The organism is Xenorhabdus stockiae (assembly GCF_002632825.1).
GTDB classification, from domain to species: domain Bacteria; phylum Pseudomonadota; class Gammaproteobacteria; order Enterobacterales; family Enterobacteriaceae; genus Xenorhabdus; species Xenorhabdus stockiae.
Genome location: NZ_NJAJ01000022.1, coordinates 38,958 through 62,381, shown reverse-complemented (window position 1 = coordinate 62,381; position 23,424 = coordinate 38,958). Strand labels below are relative to the sequence as shown.

Genomic DNA, 23,424 nt, shown 5'->3' with positions numbered 1-23,424 from the left:
TGTCAGTGTTCACAGCAGCCCTGCCTCTTTAGCAAGCCGATGTAAATTTTTATACCCCAATGTGGCGTAAGTCAGCGGGTGTGCAACTGCAGGGTCCTGCTCTGCTTCAACAACCAGCCAGCCGTGATAGTCGTTGTTTCTCAATTCATTGAAAATAGCTGAATAATTTACACAACCATCACCCGGCACAGTAAAAACACCACTTAACACTGCATCCAGAAAACTGGTTTTCCGGTTTTTAACATCTTCCAGTACCTCCGGCCGTATATCTTTGCAATGTACGTGGTTAATTCGTTTACCCCAGCGTTTTGCTACAGTCAGTGGATCATCTCCGGCAAAGGTTAAATGTCCTGTATCCAGCAACAGCCCAACCTCTTCACTCGTGTTTTCCATCAGATGATTAATGTCTTCAGCACTTTCAATCACTGTGCCCATATGATGGTGGTAAGCAATCTGAACCCCATGAGACTGAGTATAACGGGCAAACTCTGTTAATTTTTCCCCATACTCCTGCCAGCGCTCTGCCGGAAAAAGGGGGCGTAAATACACGGGCTTAGTCTGGTCACCGTGTATGCAGTCTGTCACTTCGGCAAAAACCATCACCGTCGCTCCCAGTTCACGCAACAACGTTAAATGTGGCTGAACAGCTGCAATTTCTTCTTCGACGCTACGTGTCAACAATTGCCCGGAATACCAGCCAGATACCAATTTCAGATAATGAGAAGCCAAAATAGGCCCTAATATCTGCGGTTGGCGGGGGAATTTATTACCCAATTCAAAACCCGCAAACCCTGCCTGACGCCCTTCTGATAAACAGGTTTCCAACGATGTTTCTGCTCCCAGAGAAGGCAAATCATCATTAGTCCATGTCAGAGGGTTGATGCCAAGTTGAACGGTCATGACGGTTCTCCTGTATATTGAGGATTCAGTTCTTCTTTTGCATTTTTTTCATCACGCTGACGCCAGTCGTTAATCAGATTGTGGTAGTTCTTTTTTACTTGGAGAACGAGTGTCTCATCATCAATTTCGCCAGCCAGCCATTTCTGTGATGCTTTTCCGAATAATGTGCGGCCAACGGCAAAACCTTTGACAATGGATTTACCTGCTGCCGCATTAAAACCTGCCTTGAGTGTTTTTGCGGGTGCATCCAGCCCCAGGATCACAACTCCGCGACAATCAGGATCCCGTTGCATAATCAAATCTTCAATTTGATCCCACGTTGTAGACTGCATGGGAGGCAATTTCCACCAATCAGGCTTAATACTAAGATTGTAGAAACGCTTGAGTGCACGTAGATAAAATTCATCTGAACAAGTCATTCCGGATGGCAGGATCACCTCTAAGAGTAGCTCATGACCTGACTGGCAACAGGCTGCATAAACTTCCTTCACTATTTCTTCCTGCTCCAAACGCAGAGTGCTGTTATCTTCAGGGTGGAAGAACACCAGACATTTCACGATATGTTCCAATGGCCAACTGACCAGCTGGGAACCAATATTTCCATGTTCTAAACAGAGTGGACGGGAGCCGGGTAATTCAATCGGACGCCCTATCCATAACCCCTGCCCGGTCGCAGCATCAAGAACGTCCTGCCCAAAAGTACTGTCACATAATATGCCTGAGTGACCTTTTAGATTAGCTTCTGCACTCACTTCTTGACTGGCTTGGAATAACAATTTTTTCAGAGGTGGAATGAGATCGAGACTAGCATTCACTTCACGGGCCATTTCAACAAACTGAATCCGGTGGTCAAACGCCATGACACACAATTCCTGCCATTGCTTATGACGGCTACTCACGCGATGAAGGTGATTCAGGTGGGTATCTAAATCAGGGCGATAACCTACTGTTGTTGGCGCAAGTTTTTTTGCTCGCACGATATAGTTATCTAGTTCTGTTTTATCCGGCATTGCAGGTGCACAGCCATGCCGTGAAACGACCAAAGCGCCGCAGGCATTTGCATAAGCACAACTTTGTTCCCAACTTTCGTTATTCAGATACCCTCGCAATAAGCCAGACATAAACGCATCCCCCGCCCCCAACACGTTCAGTATTTCTACTTTAACGCCTTGAATAGTGATCCCTTCATCAAGAGTTTCAGGAATATTCCCGGTAAATACAGAGCACCCTAGTGCCCCACGTTTACAGACCAGAGTGGCCGAACTCAGTTTCCTTACGCTGTGTAAGGCATCTAAAGTATTTTTAGAGCCACCAGCGATATGAAATTCTTCTTCTGTACCCACTATCAGATCAAATTGAGAGAGTACTTCCTGTAATTGAGTAGTCACCTGCTCCGAGGCAATATAGCGGGTTTCGCCATCACCCAGTGAAGTCAGCCCCCACAATACAGGGCGATAGTCGATATCAATAACTGTTCTTACACCATTACGGCGGGCATATTGTAATGCGGTTAGCACGGCATCTCTGGTTTTTGGGTGAGAAAGATGAGTTCCGGTAATCGCCAAACAGCGGGCAGAAGCAATATATTCCTCACTGAAATCATCGCGGGTAATCGCCATATCAGCACAATTGTCACGGTAGAAAATTAGTGGGAAAGTTTCTTTATCTTTTATACCGAGTAACACCAAAGCCGTAAAACGCTCTTTATCAGTAATTAAATGGCTGGTATCACACCCTACTCTCTCCAGCTCTTCACGCAGAAAACGCCCCATGTGTTCATCACCGACTCTGGCCAACATGGACGATTTTAATCCCTGACGCGCGGTACCATAAGCTACGTTGCCAGAAGAGCCTCCCAGATATTTAGAGAAACTCGTCATGTCCTCCAAACGTGCCCCTATCTGCTGACCATATAAATCAACCGCAATACGTCCCATACAGATAACATCAAACTTTTTATGTTGCTCCATCGCTCCACCTCTTACCCATGTGCGTTTTGCTAACTTATGTTGCTAACCCATGTATGTCGCTCACTGCGAGATTTAATTAATTTCAGTGACGTTAACCCAGCGTTTTTGTTCATGAGAGCAGACAATTGCATCCAGAATGCGAGAGACTTTCCAACCTTCGGTAAAGTCGGGCCAGATGTCCTGACCCAATGCAATACCATCAACTAAATCTTTCACTTCCACTGTTTTCTGGTCATTGAAGCCAATGCCATGCCCGGCGCCGTGACAGAAAGGAGCATAATCCGGATGTTCCGGCCCGACCAAAATGGTTTTAAACCCCTGGCGATTGGCCGGTTCATCGTGCCTGTACAGTTTCAGCTCAGCCATTCGTTCCTGAGTAAAACTCAGAGTGCCTTTAGTCCCTGTGACGACATATGTCAGCCCCATTTTGCGGCCACAAGCTATGCGGGAAGTTTCAATCACGCCTATAGCCCCACTATCAAAACGTACCATTGCATGAGCCTGATCTTCGTTTTCAACGGGGATCAATACAGCAGAACCCGATATTTCAGGGCGTGCTTTCACAATTGTTTTCATATCACCACAAACAGTTGTGATATCTCCCACCAGATACTGCGCCATATTAATAATATGTGCGCCAAGATCACCCAATGCGCCCAAACCGGCCTCATTCTTAAAGCAGTGCCAATGAATCGGACTCAGGGGATCAGCCATATAATCTTCATTATGCGTACCGTAAAAATGCACAACTTCGCCAATCTCACCATTCGATATAATCTCTTTAGCCAGCTGAGCAGTCGGGTTTTTCATATAATTAAATCCCACCAGTGTCTTTACTCCGGCGATGTTGGCAGCTGCCACCATCTGTTTTGCATCATGGGAATTCAAGGCTAGTGGTTTTTCGCAATAAATATGTTTACCGTGCTTAATGGATTCTAATGCCATTTCTTTGTGCAAAAAATTTGGTGTACATATATCAACGACATCAATATCAGGATGAGCAACCAGTTCTAGCCAATCGCCCGTTGAGCGTAGAAAACCGAGTTCTTTTGCTTGGGTCTGAGCAAGCTCCGGTGTGATCCCGGCAATCATTGCACGTACTAATTTTCCTTTTAATGGAAATACCGTCGGTGCTTGCGCATAGGCTATAGCATGGGCACGCCCGATATAGCCCGCACCAATCAGGCCAATCCGAATTTCTTTCATATTATTTGGATTCCCCATCACTCAGATTTTCTAGGCGTTTTCACGATAAATGGAGCGCTTAGACAATATTTTACTGATTTGATAAGCGACATATCCCAGAATTCCGGCTGCAAGCAGATAGTAAAGTGTCATTACATAATTCGGCACATTCTGAGCCAGAAAAACGTACATTGAGACAGCAGCCAGTGTAATTAGCCATCCCATAGGTTTCACCATTGACCACGGAGTAATATCTACCTGTTTTGTATACACCTCTTCATAACTTTCAGCAGGGAAGAAATAACCGACTGTCAGCATAAAAATGACATTCAGCACAAATAAGATGCCGACTAAATGGAAGAAATGGATATCAATATGCAGGATAAAGTTACAAACAATATATGCTGACATACCAAACAGCAGCCCCAGTTTTGCCGCAATCGGAGGAACACGTTTTGTCATCAACCCAACCAGCACGACACTGAGAATAGGAGCATTAAAAATCCCCTGTAATTGCTGGATTAGGTAAAACAAACCATCAGGTGCATTTGCAACGAGTGGAGCGATCAGCATAGTTACCAACGCCAGACCAATACCCAAATATTTTCCTACAGCTACACTTCGAGCTTCACTGGCATTCGGGTTAATTCTCTGTTTGTAAATATTGACGGTAAATAAAGTAACAGAGGAGTTCAGGCCACCACTGAATGTAGAGAATACCGCCCCAACAACTACCGCAGCAAAAAAGCCAACCAGAATTTTAGGCAAAACTAATTGTACTAATGCGGGGTAGGCATTATCCGGGTTATCTATTTGTCCATTGAAAATATGGAATGCAATAACACCCGGTAAAATAATGATAGAAGGAATAAGCAGTTTTAATACAGCGCATAACATTACCCCTTTTTGCCCTTCCGCCAGATTCTTTGCACCCAATGATTTTTGTACAATGGATTGGTTGGTGCACCAGAAGAACATGTTGGAAATGATCAATCCGGTAAATAGAGTTGAAAATGGAACAAGTGAATCTTCACTGCCAATGGAGTTAAATTTATCAGGGTGGGCCTGATAAACATCGGTCAGGCCTTGCCAGGCATTGCCATCCCCGACATACAGTAAGGCAAAAATCGTAACAATGCCTCCACCGATAATTAACCCGATACCGTTGATAGTGTCAGCCACTGCAATCGCTTTAATGCCACCAAAAATAGCGTAAATTGCGCCCAGACCGCCGACACCCCAAACCATAATCCATAATGCAGTGGTTTTATCGACATTGAATACCTGAGAAACCTGAAATAAACTTTCCAGCGCAATAGCTCCGGTATATAACACGATAGGCAATAACGAAATAACATACATGGCCAGAAATAAAACAGAGGTAATTAGTAAAGTATTTTTGTCAAATCTCCGTTCTAAATATTCTGGAATTGTTGATATTCCCAATTTTAAATATTTGGGCAGGAAGTAAATGGCAAACAGTACAATAGTTAAGGCTGCTATAACTTCCCATGCCATAACAATAAATCCCGTTCTGAATGCTAGCCCATTTAAACCAACTAGATGTTCTGTAGACAAATTCATTAATAGCATGGAGCTGCCGATATAAACTCCAGTCAGAGAGCGCCCACCAAGAAAATAACCTTCAGTGGAATCAATTAAATGTTTATTCCTTGTTTTATAATAAGCAATCCCTGCCACCAGCAGGGTAAAACCAATAAAAGAAAGAAAAGCTGACATGTAATGTTCCCCTGTTTTTCTGTGGTCTATACACTTCGTCTTTCAAGTTGTCTCTTTGTTGGCTGTGCTCGCTCACCCCGGTCACCGTTTTTATAAACATACGGTTATCTATGCTCTAGGGGATGAGCTCCCTTGCCGCCGCGATGTAGCTTGAAATTCATTGTGTATATAATTTGATTTCTTTACCGGACAAAAGGGATTCAAGCGCCTTATCAGCAAGATATAATGCCTGTTCGCCATCAAAACCGGTTGTTTCTGGAATGGCTCTGCCAGCCATAACATCGACAAAATGATCCCATTCCGCGATATATGCCTCACGATAACGTTGCAGGAAAAAATGTTCTGGTTTAGCGGAAAGACACCCGTTGTCTCCCCATAACTCCACACTGTTTTCCTTAATATTACCGGCTGTCAGTAAGCCTTTTTGACCATGCAGTTCAAGGCGCTGGTCATAGCCATACCCCGAACGGCGGCTGTTAGCGATGCTCACCATAGCACCTGAAGGAAATTTCATCACAATAAACGCAGTATCAATATCACCGGCTGAGCCAATGGCAGGATCAACCAGATTACTACCTTGTGCATAAATAGCACACGGCTCTTCTCCTATAATAAAACGGGCCATGTCAAAATCATGAATTGTCATATCCCGAAACATACCACCGGAAACCCGGATATATTCAGCGGGTGGCGGGGCAGGATCACGGGATGTGATCATCAGGGATTCTGCCTTACCGATTTTTCCTGCATGAAACAGATTTTTCATCTGACGAAACTGAGGGTCATAGCGACGATTAAAGCCGACAAACAGAGGAACCTGGCACGCTTTTACCACAGCAAGGCATTGCCGCACCCGTTCAAGCTCAAGGTGAACCGGCTTCTCACAGAAAATCATTTTCTTATTGCGGGCAGCCTGTTCGATTAAATCAGCATGCGTATCTGTTGCTGAAGCAATCAGTACACCATGAACCTCCGGATCAGACATGGCTTCTTCGGTTGTTTGTATTTTAACCTGATATTTCTGTGCCAGTGTTTCAGCATTTACCTGATAAGGATCAACGACAGAGTAGAGACAGGTTTCTTTATGGCTGGCAATGCTAACCGCATGCACCAGACCAATTCTGCCAGCACCAAATAATGCAATATTAAACATGAATGCTCCTTGATACCTCTGTATCCCCGTCGTCTTTCAGATTGCTGCGTTAGGAGCCACCTTCTGAAATCCATCGGGTATATCTGCTTTGGGTTTGAATAAAAATATATCAACCAAAATATTTATTTCAATTTAACAAACATTGGAAATTTTATTTTTTAGAGGCGGTTAGCATTTTGAGATGAAAATGATGTAATTAGTGTTATACCTATCACGAAAAACAAGCTATCAGATCTGAATAAATCAATAAAAACACATTAAAATCATACGGTAATAGTAATAAAGCACTCAACTACAGAAAAGTTGAACGCATTGAAATTACAATTGTGGCGAAGAGATAAAGAAGGTGTTTGGAATGAAATAAACATTCCATTCCTTATATAAAAAGAGCTATTTCACGGCCAGATGAAAGGCATGAAGCAATATATAAGAATACTAGTACTGCCGAGTATATTTCTCCACATACCGCCTGATATTTTCAGCCGCAGTGGTAACCGCCGGGTTATCTGCAACCTGCGCTGTTCCTGTTCTCCACCATGATTCATAATCGTGGGTCATGGTTTTCGGCAACACTTTAATATCAATCAGAGTGGTACATAGTTGTTTACGGGCGTCCTGCAAAGCAGTAATCAATTGTTGTTCGTTATGCACCCGATAACTTTTGCAGCCGTAACTTTCTGCATTTTTGGCAAAATCCACCGGAACCAGTGCGCCATCCAGCCGACCACTTTGTTGATTACGATAACGATTTTCTGTCACAAAGCTGCCCATGCCCTGACTCATCTGTAAGTTATTGATGCAGCCAAACCCCGCATTATCAAATAACAGCACAGTAATTTTGATGTTTTCTTGAATCGCCGTTTGTAGCTCACTGTGTAACATCATATAAGACCCATCCCCTACCATTGCGTAAACTGGCTGGTTAGGGCAGGCAATTTTTGCCCCCAGTGCTGCGGCAATTTCATATCCCATACAGGAATAGCCATATTCAAGGTGATAGGTATCCGGCTCTTTGGGTTGCCATAGGCGTTGCAAATCCCCCGGCAAAGAACCGGCTGCACCAACAATAATGGCGTTATCTTCCAGATACTGATCCATCAGCCCAAGTACGCGCGTCTGTGCCAGAGTAGTCTGCAATGTGTCACTGTATTCATGTAATTTCTCATCCAGATGATCTGCAATTTCTGGCCTGTCTCCGGCCTGATACTGGATAGAAAACAGCCGTGACAGTTCCTCCTGCCAGACTGATTTAGCCTGAGCAACCTCCTGTTGCCAACCGGAACGCCATCCCGTTTTTGCTAATTCCTGAGTCATCGCAGATAACCCTTCTCTTGCATCAGAAATCACTGCGACAGCATCCAGTTTGTAGGCATCAAACTCTGCCACATTAATGGTAAGAAATTCAGCTTGCGGATTTTGGAACAGAGATTTAGATGCTGTCGTAAAATCAGTAAAACGTGTGCCGACACCAATGATTAAGTCCGCATCCTTAGCCAGCAAATTAGCCGCCAGACAGCCCGTTGTACCGATTCCACCGCAATTCAACGGGTTTGCTGCAACAATGGCACTTTTTCCTGCCTGTGTTTCTGCAAATGGGATATTAAAAGTTTCTGCAAACTGGCGGAAAGCTTCATGTGCGCCGGAGTAACGTACTCCTCCTCCGCAAATCAGTAATGGCTTTTTCTTACGTTTTATCAGCTCTACGGCATCCTGAATACGGGATAAGGAGGCAGGCCGGCGTTCAAGATGATGTACCCGTTTCTGGAAGAAGTAATCAGGGTAATCCCAAACTTCTCCCTGTACATCCTGTGGCAAGCAGACAGTCACTGCACCGGTATCCGCCGGATCAGTCAATACCCGCATGGCCTGAATCATCGCTGCCATTAATTGTTCAGGTCTGGATATGCGATCCCAGTAGCGAGAAACAGGCCGGAAACAATCGTTGGTACTGATAGTGCCATCCCAATACTGTTCAACCTGCTGTAAAACAGGATCCGGCTGGCGACATGCAAAGGTATCTCCCGGTAATAACAGTAGTGGGATACGGTTAGCCGTCGCTGTAGCTGCGGCTGTAACCATATTGGCAGCACCCGGCCCGACAGAGGAAGTGACAGCAAAAATCTGTTGCCGTTTTTTCTGCCGGGAAAAGCCGGTGGCTATGTGTGCCATTCCCTGTTCATTGCACCCCTGATAGATTCGAAGATGCCCCGGATCCTGTTCCAGAGCTTGCCCCAACCCCACAACATTACCGTGACCAAATATGGTGAAAACACCACAGACAAAGGGTAATTCCTCTCCATCAACGTTGATATACTGCTGATTGAGAAACCTGACCAAAGCCTGAGCCATAGTCATTTTTTGAGTGTGTCTTGTCTGGGAAGATGTTGCCGATGCTTTTATGGAGCTGATATTTACAGAGCCAGTATTTATGGGCTTGGTATTCATAGGATTACTCCATCGTTGGCATGACAAAACTGCTGCTATGGTGTTCCAGACGAACGCTGGCAGGCCAACGGCTAGTGACTGTTTTCATGCGGGTATAAAAACGTACACCATCATTGCCATGTACATTCAGCGGACCGAAAATAGAACGTTTCCAGCCCCCAAAACTATGGAATGCCATAGGAACAGGGATAGGAATATTGATGCCAACCATACCAGTCTGTACATCTTCACTGAACTGACGGGCAGTTTCACCATCACGGGTAAAAATAGCAGCACCATTACCGTACTCATGATGGTTAATCAATTTCAGTGCGGTGTGATAATCAGGTACACGCACAATGGATAGTACAGGCCCAAAGATCTCTTCTTTATAAATTTTCATCTCTGGGGTGACATAATCAAACAAAGTTGGCCCCACGAAATAACCATTCTCATGACCCGTAACCTGATACCCCCGCCCATCCACCAGTAGCTTTGCTCCCTGCTCCACACCACTGTTAATGTAATCACAGATTTTTGACCGGTGTTGTTCAGAAATGACCGGCCCCATATCGTTTTCCCGCCCCTCGCTGATCCCTGCACCAACAACCATTCTGTCAATTTGCTGCCGAAGTTTTGTTACCAGCTCATCCGCTATTTCATCCCCTACGGCCAGAACAACAGACAGTGCCATACAGCGTTCTCCTGCGGCACCAAAGGCGGCCCCTATAATGGCATTTGCCGCCATTTCCAAATCAGCATCCGGCATAAGAATACTGTGGTTCTTCGCGCCACCCAGCGCCTGACAACGCTTACCATATGCTGATGCCGTTGCATAAACATACTCGGCAACCGGTGTTGAGCCCACAAAACTTACAGCCTGAACATGCGGATCAGTCAGCAAGACATCAACGGCTTCCTTATCCCCTTGTACGACGTTGAATACACCATCCGGCAACCCCGCCTGTTGTAACAATTTAGCCAGTTCAATAGAGAGAGAAGGATCTTTTTCGGAGGGTTTGAGAACAAACGTGTTTCCTGTTGCTAACGCTATCGGGAACATCCACATTGCAACCATAGCAGGAAAATTAAATGGGGTGATCCCTGCGCATACGCCCAGTGGCTGCATCAGGGAGTGGCTATCCACTCCTGCCCCTACATTGGCAGAGTGCTCGCCTTTTTGTAAGTGAGGAATACCACAGGCGAACTCAACCACTTCAAGGCCACGTGTCAGTTCCCCCACGGCATCAGAATAAATTTTCCCATGTTCTTCGGAAATCAGACGAGCCAGATGCGACTGATTTTCCTCAAGGAGGGACTTAAATTTGAACAAGATTCTGGCTCTTTTCAATGGCGAGGTTTTAGACCATTCCTGAAAAGCCTGATGGGCAGATTCGATAGCGAATTTTGTTTCATGAGCTGTGCTCAATGCAACCTGCCGAATGGATTGCCCCGTCGCAGGGTTAAAAACAGGTAAGGTTCGAACACTTTGACTACTGATAAGTTTCCCGCCAATAAAATTTTTAATCTGTTCCATTTTGAGCCTCTCTCAATACAATTATATGCACTTCGTCTTTCAAGTTGCCTCTTTGTTAGCTGCGCTCATTCACCCCGGTCACCGTTTTTATAAACATACGGCTATCTATGCTCCCGGGGATGAACTCCCTTGCCGCCGTGATGCAGCTTGAAATCCATTGTGTATAGGCCTAACCACATACAGGCTGAACCACGTAAGATGAGTTGAATCATTATGAATTGAATCACGATGCTAAAGATATATGAAATATACATTTCATTTTCAATGGGAATTGAAATACTATTTTATTAATGTGATCAACACGCTATTTTTTGTGCAATTACAATTTATTAGGGATACATTATGTCTGCTGCATCAAATCTGCCCGAACTACAAGAACAAATTCGCTCGCGTTATGACGAGTTAAGTAAGCGGTTACAGCAAGTTGCAAGGTATGTTCTGGATAATACCAATAGCGTGGCATTTGATACGGTTGCGGTTATTGCAAAAGAAGCCGATGTTCCACCTTCTACTCTTATCCGATTTGCCAATGCCTTTGACTTCAACGGATTCAATGAGATGAAACAGTTATTTCGCATAAATCTGGTAGAGGAAACCGCCAGTTATACCGACCGTGCCCGTCTGTTCAGAGCACTGGACGGTGATAACCAGCAAGTGGAAGACCCACTACATATTTTGCAGGAGTTTGCCCATTCCAATGCGCAGGCTATGCAGCAACTTGCCGCCCGAACCCCGGCAGAAGACTTAAATAAGGCAGTAGATTTACTGGCAACCGCTCAAAATATCTACATTATCGGGCTTCGCCGTTCGTTCAGTGTCGCATCATACTTAGCCTATGCCCTGAGCCATCTGGAATGTCGCCCGTTATTGGTAGATGGTCTGGGAGGTATGTTCCGCGAACAAATGAATATGATTGGGGCAAATGATGTAGTTGTTTCCATCAGCTTTACCCCCTATGCCGAAGAAACCGTGATGGTCAGTGAAAGAGCGGCACAGGCTGGAGCAAAACAGATTGTGATTACTGACAGCCAAATCAGCCCATTAGCAAGTTTCAACGATGTCTGTTTTGTGGTGAAGGAAGCAAAAGTTGATGCATTCCGCTCCCAGTCTGCCACGTTGTGTCTGGTGCAATCACTGGCTGTCGCTTTGGCTTACCGGCAGGAAAATGCCGGATAATTATCCTATATCCTATGGATTTCGAGTTGCATCGCGGCGGCAAGGGAGTTCATCCCCGGGAGCATAGATAGCCGTATGTTTATAAAAACGGTGACCGGGGTGAATGAGCGCAGCCAACAAAGAGGCAACTTGAAAGACGACGGGGATATTAATTTCAGGTTGTTGGCTGACGGGTTGCAACCTGAAATATATTGCTTAATGAAACAGAAAATAATCCCTCATCAAAAATTAATTATTTCCATCAAATTATAAACTGTGATTATTTTTTCATTCCAATAATCACCAATCACGTTCTATTCATTCTTTAAGTCAATAATCAATATTTATTATGAGTTATTTCATACAGAGGTGTTTTAACATAAACATATTTTATGAAAATACGGCATCATAAATAAAATCTATAATACGATCAGGCTGCAAAATTTTTCTTAAATCAAAGAAAACACCGCAATAAACTGTTCAAAAAAATAACAGCCAGTTTATTCCGGTGCTCTTTCTCTTATTATGGAGAGATTTGATTAATTAATATATTAATACAAATATGTGTTTACTATTCTTCGTTTTCATCTATATCGGTTTGGGATTGGTTGCCGATAGAAATAAGATCATCCAACAATTCTAACAACTGAGTTAATTTTTCTGGGGAAAAAGCAGCTTCAATTGCTTTATAGCCTTCATCGACTTCTCCTTTTGCCTGTTCATACAGCTCCTGACCTGCCGGAGTCAGAGAAACGTACAGCTTCCGCTGGTCATTCATTGGTTTTAAGCGAAAGATAAGACCGTCACGTTCCATGCGGGTCAGAATGCCCGTCAAACTTGGGCGTAAGATACAGGTAAGGTTAGCCAAATCATGAAAATCAATCGAGCGGCTGCTTGCGAGTACGCGAACAATACGCCATTGCTGTTCAGTCAAATTATAACTCTTCAATATCGGGCGGAAAAAACCCATCGAGGTTTCCCGAGCTTGAAGCAATGCTAATGTCAGGGATTCATGCATAAGTAAAGGTGACTCTTAAGTTAACCACGGGCAATTCTCTATAAGTTGAACGCATGCGCTACCGATTATAGACAACATTAAAGTCGAAAAGACTAACATGCTCATAACTATCCACAAAGGAAAAAGAATTCAATATTAACAAATAAATAAAATTATTTTGCCATAAAAAGTTAACAGAAAGTTAAACACAATACCAAATGACCCTGTTAGATAATATAACGGTTTGATCTTTATGTACTAAAAATAATCACGAACAGAATGTTGTTACAGAGATCACAATTAAAATTAACAATTAACTTAACATATTGAACATCATCGCTTCTTGATTTATTAATATATTAATAATTTATCTTGCGATACATCGCTCAGCTTGCAAGGAGTTGTTAATGAAAGGCACCGTCTTTGCCGTCGCTCTCAACCACAACAGTCAGCTCGATTTTTGGCGTAAGGCATTTCACGAAGCGCCATATAACGCGCCTCCTCAAACTCCAGTTTGGTTTATCAAACCCCGTAATACAGTGATTACGTCCGGTGATGTTATTCCCCACCCTATTGGGGAAACTGTGCAAAGCGGCGCGACGCTGGCACTGTTTATCAGCACAAATAAAGTCGGCAAAGCTGCCCGCAAAGTTTCTGCCAAAGATGCCGAACAATACATAGCCGGTTATGCACTGGCGAACGAAGTCAGCTTACCGGAAACTTCATTTTATCGCCCTGCCATAAAAGCAAAATGCCGCGATGGTTTTTGCCCAATTGGTCAAATGTCGGATGTAAAGACTATAAACTCACTGGATATCATCACCGAGATAAATGGGCAGGAAGTTGATCGCTGGTCAACTCATGATCTGGTGCGTTCCGCATCAGAGCTTTTATCCGCATTAAGCGATTTTACCACCCTGAATGAAGGGGATGTGATTCTGCTGGGAACGCCTCACCAGCGTGCCATTCTGCACCCCAATGATACTGTTACAATCAGGGCTGATGGTTTTCCCATTTTACAAAACACCGTTGTATTGGCCGGAGGTCAGGCATGAAACACGCCAGAATTCACTATCAGGGGCAGGATCTACATGTCACTGTTGATGAACAGGAGAATGTACTACTGCCTGATGGCAGCCGGATCAGCGGGCTTGATGTCGTATGGCTTCCGCCAGCCACCGGAACACTGTTCGCATTAGGTCTGAATTATGCCGACCATGCCACCGAACTGGAATTTAAGCCACCGGAGGAGCCTCTGGTATTTATCAAGGCAGCCAACAGCTTCACTGGCCACCGTCAGGTTTCCGTCCGTCCTGACCATGTGGAATATATGCATTATGAAGCAGAATTAGTTGTTGTCATTGGTAAGCCAGCCCACAAAGTTTCCAGAGCTAATGCCATGGATTACGTTGCAGGCTATACCCTCTGTAACGATTACGCCATTCGTGATTATCTGGAGAATTATTATCGCCCTAATCTGCGTGTAAAAAGCCGTGACACGTTAACGCCTATCGGGCCGTGGATTGTTGATAAGCAGGAGGTTACTGATCCGCATAATCTGATCTTGAGTACTTGGGTTAATGGTGAATTACGCCAGCGTGGCACCACCGCAGATTTGATTTTTGATATCCCCTTCCTGATTACCTATCTGAGCGATTTCATGACATTACAGCCAGGAGACATGATCGCCACGGGCACACCCAAAGGTTTATCCGATGTAGTTCCCGGAGATGAAGTGATTGTGGAAATCGAAGGTATCGGACGTCTGGTAAATCATATTGTCAGCCAGCAAGCATATGAGGAAAGCCTGTCATGACCACAATTAATCATTGGATCAACGGTAAAAACGTTGGCAGCAGTACCTATTTTGAAACAGTCAATCCCGCAACCGGTGAGGTATTGGCAGAAGTCGCTTCTGGCGGAAAAAAAGAAATTGATCAGGCGGTGGCTGCCGCAAAAGACGCTTTTCCTGAATGGGCAAATACCCCGATGAAAGAACGGGCGCGTCTGATGCGGCGTTTAGGCGAATTAATCGACCAGAATGTACCTGAAATTGCTGCGATGGAAACCAGTGATACGGGTTTGCCAATCCATCAGACAAAAAATGTCCTTATCCCACGTGCTTCCCACAATTTCGATTTTTTTGCGGAAACTTGTCAGCAGATGAACGGGCGCACTTATCCCGTCGATGACAAAATGCTGAATTATACCCTTATCCAGCCTGTAGGCGTCTGCGCACTGATTTCCCCGTGGAATGTGCCGTTCATGACTGCCACATGGAAAGTTGCCCCCTGCCTGGCTCTGGGAAACACCGCTGTTCTGAAAATGTCCGAGCTTTCCCCCCTGACCGCTAACCGTCTGGGAGAACTGGCTCTGGAAGCCGGTATCCCCGCAGGAGTACTGAATGTGGTACAGGGATATGGCAATACTGCCGGTGATGCGCTGGTAAAACATCATGATGTCCGTGCCGTTTCTTTCACCGGTGGGACAGCTACCGGTCGCCTGATTATGCAGAACTCAGGGCTGAAAAAATACTCCATGGAACTGGGCGGCAAATCGCCGGTACTGATTTTTGAAGATGCCGATATTGAACGTGCGTTAGATGCTGCCCTGTTCACCATTTTTTCCCTTAATGGCGAACGCTGCACAGCGGGCTCCCGTATTTTCATTCAGGAAAGCATCTATCCTGAATTTGTGAAGCGTTTCGCAGAACGCGCCAGCCGCCTGCGCGTCGGTGATCCGCAGGATCTGAATACCCAGGTCGGCAGCCTGATCAGCCACCAGCATTGGGAAAAAGTTTCCGGTTATATCCGATTGGGTATTGAAGAAGGCGCAACGCTGTTAACCGGAGGCCCGGACAAACCGGCAGACCTGCCTGATCATCTGAAAAATGGTCACTTCCTGCGGCCAACCGTCCTAGCCGATGTTGATAACCGGATGCGCGTGGCACAAGAAGAAATTTTCGGCCCGGTCGCTTGTCTGTTGCCATTCAAAAGTGAAGAAGACGGTCTTCGCATGGCTAACGATGTGGAATATGGGCTGGCATCTTATATCTGGACACAGGATGTGAGCAAAGTCCTGCGTCTGGCACAAGGAATTGAAGCCGGCATGGTCTTCGTCAATTCCCAGAACGTACGCGATCTGCGCCAGCCATTCGGTGGTATCAAAGCCTCTGGTGTCGGACGGGAAGGCGGAGAATATAGCTTTGAAGTTTTTGCTGAAGTGAAAAATGTTTGTATTTCAATGGGAAATCATCCCATTCCTCGCTGGGGACTTTGATCTTAAGAAAAGAGATATATCCGGAGGATTTCAGACTATAGCCTGAAAAAGTACGGGTATACCTCTTCCAGCGTTAACCGCTTTTCATCATCCTGATACTGAGTGAGGATTTATGGGCAAGTTAGCGTTAGCAGCAAAAATTACACATGTACCTTCTATGTATCTGTCCGAATTACCGGGTAAACACTACGGTTGTCGGCAAAGTGCAATTGACGGGCATAAGGAAATCAGCCGTCGCTGCCGGGAGTTGGGTGTCGATACCATTATCGTGTTTGATACTCACTGGCTGGTCAATAGTGCCTATCATATTAACTGTGCGGAACATTTCTCCGGTATTTATACCAGTAATGAATTACCGCATTTTATCCGCGATATGAGTTATGAGTATGACGGAAACCCCGAGCTGGGGCACATGATCGCAGAAGAAGCGCGCCAGATGGGGGTTCGTGCAAAATCACATGAGATTGCCAGCCTGACGCTGGAATATGGCACATTAGTGCCAATGCGCTATATGAATAGTGACCGTCATTTTAAAGTTATTTCGATTTCTGCCTTTTGTACTGTTCATGCTTTCGAAGATAGCCGTAAGTTGGGAGAAGCCATTTTACGGGCTATTGAGAAATATGATGGCACCGTTGCCGTGCTGGCCAGCGGTTCACTCTCCCACAGCTTTATCGATGATCAACGTGCCGAAGAAGGCATGAACAGCTATACCCGCGAGTTTGATGAGCAGATGGATAACCGGGTTGTCAAACTTTGGAAAGAAGGTCGCTTCAGGGAATTTTGCGACATGCTGCCTGAATATGCCCTCTACTGTCGGGGGGAAGGCAATATGCACGATACCGTCATGTTACTCGGGTTGCTTGGCTGGGATAAATATGACGGCAAAGTCGAGTTTCTCACGGAATTATTTGCCAGTTCAGGGACTGGACAGGTGAATGCTGTGTTCCCATTACCACATTCTGTTAACCAGACAACTTCCGTCTGACAGGAGTTAGCTATGCCACATTTTTATGCTGAATGTACCGAAAACATCCGCAAAGAAGCCAATTTACCGGAACTGTTTGCGAAAGTGAATCAGGCGCTTGCTGATACCGGCATTTTCCCTCAGGGCGGGATCCGCAGTCGAGCTATTTGGCTGGATACGTGGCAAATGGCAGATGGAAAACAAGATTACGCTTTTGTCCATATGACGCTGAAAATCGGTGCAGGACGCAGCACTGAAGATTGCCAGAAAGTCGGGGAAATGCTGTTTTCGCTCATCAAAGCTCATTTTGCCGATTTAATGGCACAGCGTTACCTTGGTCTCTCTTTTACAATGGAAGAACTTGATCCAATACTGAATTATAAATCCAATAATGTTCATAAGCTGTTTAAATCAAAAAATAAGACATTATGAGTGCCATAATTCAATATGACTGAAATTCAAAGTGACTGAAATTCAAAGTCATTGAAGTACAAAAACGTTAAGTTCACCTTTTTGTTAAATGAAGAGAAAACCATGACAAACCATCTTGATGCTGTATTACACGATTCCTTGTTATTACGTCAGCAGGGTTACATTGACGGAAAATGGCTTGATGCTGACAATAAAGCCACCTTTGCTGTGACAAATCCTGCCACTGGTGACATCATCGCCAATGTCAGTGATATGGGGGCAGCAGAAACTCATCGTGCGATTAAAGCTGCCGAAAAAGCGCTTCCTGCATGGCGTGCCCTGACAGCCAAAAAGCGTAGCCAGATACTCAGGCAGTGGTTCAATTTGGTCATCGATAACCAGAAAACATTGGCAGAACTGCTGAGTATTGAGCAAGGGAAGTCCCATGCTGAGGCGATGGGGGAAATTGCTTATGGTGCCAGTTTTATCGAATGGTTTGCAGAAGAAGGCAAACGCGTTTACGGCGAAACTATCCCTTCCCACATACCCAGTTGCCGTACATCCACCATCAAGCAACCCATCGGCGTGGTTGCAGCCATTACTCCGTGGAATTTTCCTAATGCCATGATTACCCGCAAAGTCAGCCCGGCACTGGCCGCAGGTTGTACTGTCGTCCTGAAACCTGCCGCAGAAACCCCGCTTTCAGCACTGGCTTTGGTTGTTCTGGCTGAGCAGGCAGGAGTCCCGGCAGGGGTCTTTAATATTGTCACCGGAATGGACGCCAAAGCGATTGGGGAAGCCCTGACTTCAAGCCCTATCGTACGCAAACTCTCTTTTACCGGATCGACGCGTGTTGGGAAATTGCTCATGGCACAAAGCGCCGATACGGTGAAAAAACTCTCTCTTGAGTTAGGTGGCAATGCACCTTTTATTGTTTTTGATGATGCCGACTTAGATGCCGCAGTTAAAGGTGCAATGGCAGCGAAATTCCGTAACAGCGGTCAGACTTGTGTCTGCGCAAACCGGATCCTGGTTCAGGAAAACATTTACGAGGAATTTGCTGAACGTCTGGCTCAGGCGGCCAAGCAATTGCATGTCGGGCCAGCCAGTGATAGCTCATCACAGCAGGGCCCTCTGATTAATCAGGCTGCGATAGATAAAGTTCAGGCGCATGTCAGTGATGCCGTTTCCCGTGGTGCAAGGCTTCTGGTCGGAGGAAAATCCCACAAACTGGGTGGCCTGTTCTTTGAGCCAACCGTACTGGCTGATATTGATGAAACAATGCAAGTTGCCCATGAAGAAACATTCGGCCCTCTGGCTGCCCTGTTCAAATTCCGGGATGAAGAAGAGGCCATTCGCATTGCTAACAGCACAGAGTACGGGCTGGCCGCTTATTTTTATTCCCGCGATATCGGCAGAATTTACCGTGTAGCAGAAGCTCTGGAAAGCGGCATGGTCGGCATTAACGAAGGGCTGATTTCCAACGAAGCTGTTCCGTTCGGGGGCATAAAACAGTCTGGTCTGGGGCGTGAGGGTTCGCGCTACGGCATAGAAGATTATCTGGAAGTGAAATACCTCTGTTTCGGAGGATTATAAACCAAAGGAGTTTGACACATATGCTACAGCAAGAAGTCGTATCACAGGTTGCTCATCGTTTATATCTGGCAGAGAAAGACCGTAAACAGATCCGTCAAATCTCACTGGATTATCCGGAAATAACCATTGAGGATGCATACGCCATTCAGCGTGAATGGGTCAGTATGAAAATGGCGGAAGGCCGGGTATTGAAAGGGCATAAAATTGGCCTGACATCCAGAGCCATGCAGCTCAGTTCACAAATTGAAGAACCGGATTATGGCGCACTGCTGGATGATATGTTTTTTCAGAGCGGTAGCCATATCCCCTGCGAACGTTTTATTGTTCCGCGCATTGAGGTGGAATTGGCATTCGTACTGGCAAAACCGCTGCAAGGCCCGAACTGTACACTGTTTGATGTTTACAATGCGACAGATTACGTTATTCCGGCGCTGGAACTGATCGATGCCCGCTGTCATAACATCGATCCGGAAACCCAGCGCCCGCGTAAAGTCGTAGATACGATTTCTGATAATGCAGCAAATGGGGGCGTCATTATGGGAGGACGCCCCATCAAACCCCATGAGCTGGACTTAAGATGGGTCAGCGCTCTGCTCTATCGCAATGGTGTCGTTGAGGAATCCGGCGTAGCCGCAGCAGTGCTTGACCATCCCGCCAGTGGTGTTGCATGGCTTGCTAATAAACTGGCCCCACACGGTGTCCAGCTTGAAGCGGGCCAGATCATACTGAGTGGCTCTTTCACCCGGCCGGTTGCAGCCCGCAAAGGTGATACATTCCATGTGGATTACGGCGCATTAGGTTCAGTGAGTTGTTATTTTTCTTAAAAATCAGTCTGGTATAAAACATGAATTAAACATTTAATTAAAAATCAGGAGCATAAGGTGCACTCATGGATCAACTGACAAATAGATTCAAACAGGCCCTGCACTCGGGGCAGCCACAAATCGGTTTATGGCTTGGGCTTTGTAGTTCATATAGTGCTGAAATTCTGGCGGGAACCGGTTTTGACTGGTTATTAATTGATGGCGAACATGCCCCTAATGATATTACTTCTGTCCTGAATCAGTTACAGGCTATTGCTGCTTACCCAAGCCAGCCGGTTGTGCGTCCGCCGTGGAACGATCCGGTAATTATCAAGCAACTGCTGGATATCGGTGCTCAGACACTGCTCATCCCGATGATTCAGAATGCTGAGCAGGCGCGTGAAGCTGTACGGGCTACCCGTTATCCACCGGAAGGCATTCGGGGTGTAGGCAGTGCGCTGGCAAGAGCTTCGCGCTGGAATCGTATCCCTAATTATCTGGCGCGTGCCAATGAAGAAATGTGTGTGCTGATTCAGGTGGAAACCCGTGAGGCTCTGAATAATTTGTCAGAGATGCTGACAGTTGAGGGTGTTGATGGTGTATTTATCGGCCCGGCAGATCTCAGTGCTGATATGGGGCACCACGGCAACCCCCAACATCCTGAGGTTAAGGCGGCGATCGAACAAGCTATCAGACAAATCAACACAGCAGGCAAAGCTGCCGGAATATTGATGACCAATACTGAAGCGGCAGAGCACTATCTGGATCTCGGTGTGAAGTTTATTGCTGTTGGTGTTGATACCACACTGCTCACCAACGCAGCCAATTCATTGGCGGCACATTTCGGTAAGGGACAGGAAAACACCGTATCGTCTGTATCCAACGCTGCATATTAATCAATAAAAAGGTCACAACCATGAGCAGCTCACCTGAAGCCATACAGAAGCATGATGCACCAGACTATTCACATAAAAACCTCACGGCACAGCAGCAAAGTGTTATCAAAAAATTATTTCGCCGCCTGATCCTGTTTCTGTTTGTCCTGTTCATCTTTTCTTTTCTGGATCGTATCAATATTGGTTTTGCCGGTTTAACGATGGGAAAAGATCTAGGTCTTACATCGACCATGTTCGGGTTAGCTGCAACACTGTTTTATGTGACTTATGTGGCTTTTGGTATTCCCAGTAATATCATGTTGGGTATTGTGGGAGCCAGACGCTGGATTGCCACGATTATGGTGCTGTGGGGGATTGCTTCCACCGCGACAATGTTTGCGACCGGCCCCACCAGCCTGTATATCCTGCGTATGCTGGTCGGAATTGCAGAAGCTGGCTTCCTGCCCGGTATTCTGGTCTATCTGACATATTGGTTTCCGGCTTATTACCGTGCCCGTGCTAATGCCCTGTTTATGATCGCTATGCCTGTCACGATGGCATTTGGCTCGCTCGCATCCGGTTATATTCTGGAAATGGACGGCATCTGGGATCTGCGTGGCTGGCAGTGGCTGTTTTTTCTGGAAGGATTCCCTTCTGTTCTGCTGGGTATTGTCGTCTGGTTTTATCTGGATGATTCACCAGAGAAAGCAAAGTGGCTGACAAAGGAAGATAAAAAATGCCTACAGGAAATGATAGAGAACGATAAAGTTTCTTTAACGCCCCCTGAACCTTCACACGCCAAAACCAGCCTGTGGCGTGAAATTTTTACCCCGATTGTCCTGATGTACACCTTCGCTTATTTCTGCCTGACCAATACGCTGAGTGCCATTAATATCTGGACGCCACAAATTATGCAGAGTTTCAATCAGGGAAGCAGTCACACTGTTATTGGCCTGCTAACAGCCATACCTCAGTTCTGTACCATTTTGGGGATGATCTACTGGAGCCGTCGGTCAGACCGTCTGCAAGAACGAAAAATGCACACAGCGCTGCCTTTCCTGTTTGCTGCTGTAGGCTGGATCCTGACATCACTGACAGACAACAGCATGATACAGCTTTTAGGCATCATCATGGCATCAACCGGCTCGTTTACTGCAATGGCAGTATTCTGGACCACACCCGATCAATCCATCAGCCTGCGGGCACGGGCTATTGGGATCGCGGTGATCAATGCCACGGGGAATGTGGGTTCGGCTGTCAGCCCTTTATTGATCGGATGGCTGAAAGATCAGACCGGCAGTTTTAACTCTGGTCTCTATTTTGTCGCCGGGCTGCTGGTGATCGGGGCACTGATAGTTCTGCTGATCCCGATGAAACACGCTAGATCATAAAAATCGGCCAAGTTCCGACGTCTCAACAAAATATCCTGATTACCGGCTTAAAAGAGAATAAATTGATGTCAGACAGCCAGATAAACAACGAAGTTATTAGCAATATTGATATCAGTAAAGATTATGATGAAACTCAGGGATCAGATGATGTCCATTATCAGACTTTTGGCCGAATGGCCGCGTTTTTTGGTCGTGATATGCAGGCCCATCGCCATGATGGTTTTTTCCAGCTGCACTATCTGGTCACCGGTCGGATTGAATTACAATTGGACGATCTCCGTTACTCGGTACAGGCTCCGCTGTTTATCCTGACCCCTCCCTCCGTACCTCATGCATTTTTTACGCAGGAAGGCACAGATGGTTATGTACTGACTGTGCGTCAGGAGTTAATTACCCCGCTACTTAACTCGCTCTATCCTGCACATCGGGAACTGATTGATATTCCGGCTTTCTGCCTTTCCATTGCCGATAAACCAGACGAATTGGAAACATTCAGCCACTATTGGGCATTAATTAGACGTGAATCAGCCAATCAATTTGCCGGTCGCGAACAGTCACTGGCTTTCTTGGCACAATCCCTGTTTACTTTTCTTTTACGCAGTATTCCCCTTGAAGATCATCGTGCTGGTGGTGTCAGAGGAGAACTGAAACTCTTCCAGCGCTTTAACCAACTGGTCGATCAGCATTACAGCCAACATCTTACTGTACCGGAGTATGCTCAGATTCTGGGAATTACAGAATCACGTCTGAAAGATATGTGTCGCCGGTTTGCAAATCGTCCACCTAAGAGATTGATCTTTGACCGTCAATTAAGGGAAGCAAAACGGTTACTGTTGTTCAGTGATAGCCCGGTATTTGAAGTGGCATACCAGTTAGGATTCAAAGATCCGGCTTATTTCGCCCGGTTTTTTAATCGTCTGGAAGGGTGTTCACCGAGTATCTGGCGAGAAAATAACGTCAAATAACCATAAAATACCATTATCATAAAATACAATCACATTCAGATATAACTTCTGATCGGGCACGCTTATATCAAAACAC

The 23,424-nt window shown here is 45.7% G+C and carries 19 protein-coding genes; 11 read left to right on the top strand and 8 right to left on the bottom strand.

Annotation, left to right across the window (positions count from 1 at the left end):
* Positions 1-9 precede the first annotated feature (9 nt).
* The 7 genes from iolE to Xsto_RS12515 all read right to left on the bottom strand — a co-directional run bounded on the left by iolE (position 10) and on the right by Xsto_RS12515 (position 10,909).
* On the bottom strand, positions 10-900 hold the full coding sequence (gene iolE, locus Xsto_RS12545) for a myo-inosose-2 dehydratase (protein WP_099110504.1): 891 nt from the start codon (positions 898-900) through the stop codon (positions 10-12).
* Complete coding sequence (locus Xsto_RS12540) at positions 897-2,870, bottom strand: bifunctional 5-dehydro-2-deoxygluconokinase/5-dehydro-2-deoxyphosphogluconate aldolase (RefSeq protein WP_099125268.1); 1,974 nt, start codon at positions 2,868-2,870, stop codon at positions 897-899. The genes iolE and Xsto_RS12540 overlap by 4 nt, the downstream gene beginning before the upstream one ends.
* 72 nt (positions 2,871-2,942) lie before the next feature.
* Positions 2,943-4,076 (bottom strand): Gfo/Idh/MocA family protein, encoded by a 1,134-nt coding sequence (locus Xsto_RS12535; protein WP_099125267.1) that lies wholly within the window; start codon positions 4,074-4,076, stop codon positions 2,943-2,945.
* A 30-nt stretch (positions 4,077-4,106) separates the two neighbouring features.
* The gene (locus tag Xsto_RS12530; RefSeq protein ID WP_099125266.1) at positions 4,107-5,795 is read right to left on the bottom strand and encodes a solute:sodium symporter family transporter; all 1,689 of its coding nucleotides are present in this window, start codon (positions 5,793-5,795) and stop codon (positions 4,107-4,109) included.
* Between the two features lie 157 nt (positions 5,796-5,952).
* Positions 5,953-6,948, bottom strand: coding sequence for an inositol 2-dehydrogenase (gene iolG / locus Xsto_RS12525; RefSeq protein ID WP_099125265.1), 996 nt, complete (start codon positions 6,946-6,948; stop codon positions 5,953-5,955).
* Between the two features lie 435 nt (positions 6,949-7,383).
* Positions 7,384-9,303, bottom strand: a complete 1,920-nt coding sequence (gene iolD, locus Xsto_RS12520) for a 3D-(3,5/4)-trihydroxycyclohexane-1,2-dione acylhydrolase (decyclizing) (protein ID WP_211284317.1) — start codon at positions 9,301-9,303, stop codon at positions 7,384-7,386.
* A 94-nt stretch (positions 9,304-9,397) separates the two neighbouring features.
* The gene (locus Xsto_RS12515) at positions 9,398-10,909 is read right to left on the bottom strand and encodes a CoA-acylating methylmalonate-semialdehyde dehydrogenase (RefSeq protein WP_099125263.1); all 1,512 of its coding nucleotides are present in this window, start codon (positions 10,907-10,909) and stop codon (positions 9,398-9,400) included.
* A 342-nt stretch (positions 10,910-11,251) separates the two neighbouring features.
* Between Xsto_RS12515 and Xsto_RS12510 the strand changes: the two genes are divergently transcribed.
* Complete coding sequence (locus Xsto_RS12510) at positions 11,252-12,085, top strand: MurR/RpiR family transcriptional regulator (protein ID WP_099125262.1); 834 nt, start codon at positions 11,252-11,254, stop codon at positions 12,083-12,085.
* A 550-nt stretch (positions 12,086-12,635) separates the two neighbouring features.
* On the opposite strand, the gene hpaR is transcribed toward Xsto_RS12510, so the two are convergent.
* Complete coding sequence (gene hpaR, locus Xsto_RS12505; protein WP_099110494.1) at positions 12,636-13,082, bottom strand: homoprotocatechuate degradation operon regulator HpaR; 447 nt, start codon at positions 13,080-13,082, stop codon at positions 12,636-12,638.
* A gap of 386 nt (positions 13,083-13,468) precedes the next feature.
* Between hpaR and Xsto_RS12500 the strand changes: the two genes are divergently transcribed.
* The 10 genes from Xsto_RS12500 to hpaA all read left to right on the top strand — a co-directional run bounded on the left by Xsto_RS12500 (position 13,469) and on the right by hpaA (position 23,348).
* A complete protein-coding gene (locus Xsto_RS12500) occupies positions 13,469-14,116 on the top strand; it encodes a fumarylacetoacetate hydrolase family protein (RefSeq protein WP_099110493.1) in 648 nt (215 codons plus the stop codon).
* Entirely contained in the window at positions 14,113-14,877 is a 765-nt protein-coding gene (locus Xsto_RS12495) for a fumarylacetoacetate hydrolase family protein (protein ID WP_099125261.1), read from the top strand. Before Xsto_RS12500 ends, Xsto_RS12495 begins: the two co-directional genes overlap by 4 nt.
* Positions 14,874-16,340 (top strand): 5-carboxymethyl-2-hydroxymuconate semialdehyde dehydrogenase, encoded by a 1,467-nt coding sequence (gene hpaE, locus Xsto_RS12490; RefSeq protein ID WP_099125260.1) that lies wholly within the window; start codon positions 14,874-14,876, stop codon positions 16,338-16,340. Before Xsto_RS12495 ends, hpaE begins: the two co-directional genes overlap by 4 nt.
* 112 nt (positions 16,341-16,452) lie before the next feature.
* Positions 16,453-17,328: a 3,4-dihydroxyphenylacetate 2,3-dioxygenase gene (gene hpaD, locus Xsto_RS12485; protein ID WP_099110489.1), complete on the top strand. Its 876-nt coding sequence runs from the start codon at positions 16,453-16,455 to the stop codon at positions 17,326-17,328.
* 12 nt (positions 17,329-17,340) lie between these two features.
* Entirely contained in the window at positions 17,341-17,739 is a 399-nt protein-coding gene (locus Xsto_RS12480) for a 5-carboxymethyl-2-hydroxymuconate Delta-isomerase (protein WP_099110488.1), read from the top strand.
* Between the two features lie 102 nt (positions 17,740-17,841).
* Positions 17,842-19,314: an NAD-dependent succinate-semialdehyde dehydrogenase gene (locus Xsto_RS12475; RefSeq protein WP_099125259.1), complete on the top strand. Its 1,473-nt coding sequence runs from the start codon at positions 17,842-17,844 to the stop codon at positions 19,312-19,314.
* Between the two features lie 20 nt (positions 19,315-19,334).
* Positions 19,335-20,138 carry a 2-oxo-hept-4-ene-1,7-dioate hydratase gene (gene hpaH, locus Xsto_RS12470; RefSeq protein ID WP_099110485.1) on the top strand — a complete coding sequence of 268 codons (804 nt, stop codon included), beginning with the start codon at positions 19,335-19,337 and terminating at the stop codon, positions 20,136-20,138.
* A 65-nt stretch (positions 20,139-20,203) separates the two neighbouring features.
* Entirely contained in the window at positions 20,204-21,013 is an 810-nt protein-coding gene (gene hpaI, locus Xsto_RS12465) for a 4-hydroxy-2-oxoheptanedioate aldolase (protein WP_099125258.1), read from the top strand.
* A 20-nt stretch (positions 21,014-21,033) separates the two neighbouring features.
* On the top strand, positions 21,034-22,383 hold the full coding sequence (gene hpaX / locus Xsto_RS12460) for a 4-hydroxyphenylacetate permease (protein WP_099125257.1): 1,350 nt from the start codon (positions 21,034-21,036) through the stop codon (positions 22,381-22,383).
* Between the two features lie 65 nt (positions 22,384-22,448).
* Complete coding sequence (gene hpaA, locus Xsto_RS12455) at positions 22,449-23,348, top strand: 4-hydroxyphenylacetate catabolism regulatory protein HpaA (protein WP_099125256.1); 900 nt, start codon at positions 22,449-22,451, stop codon at positions 23,346-23,348.
* Positions 23,349-23,424 lie beyond the last annotated feature (76 nt).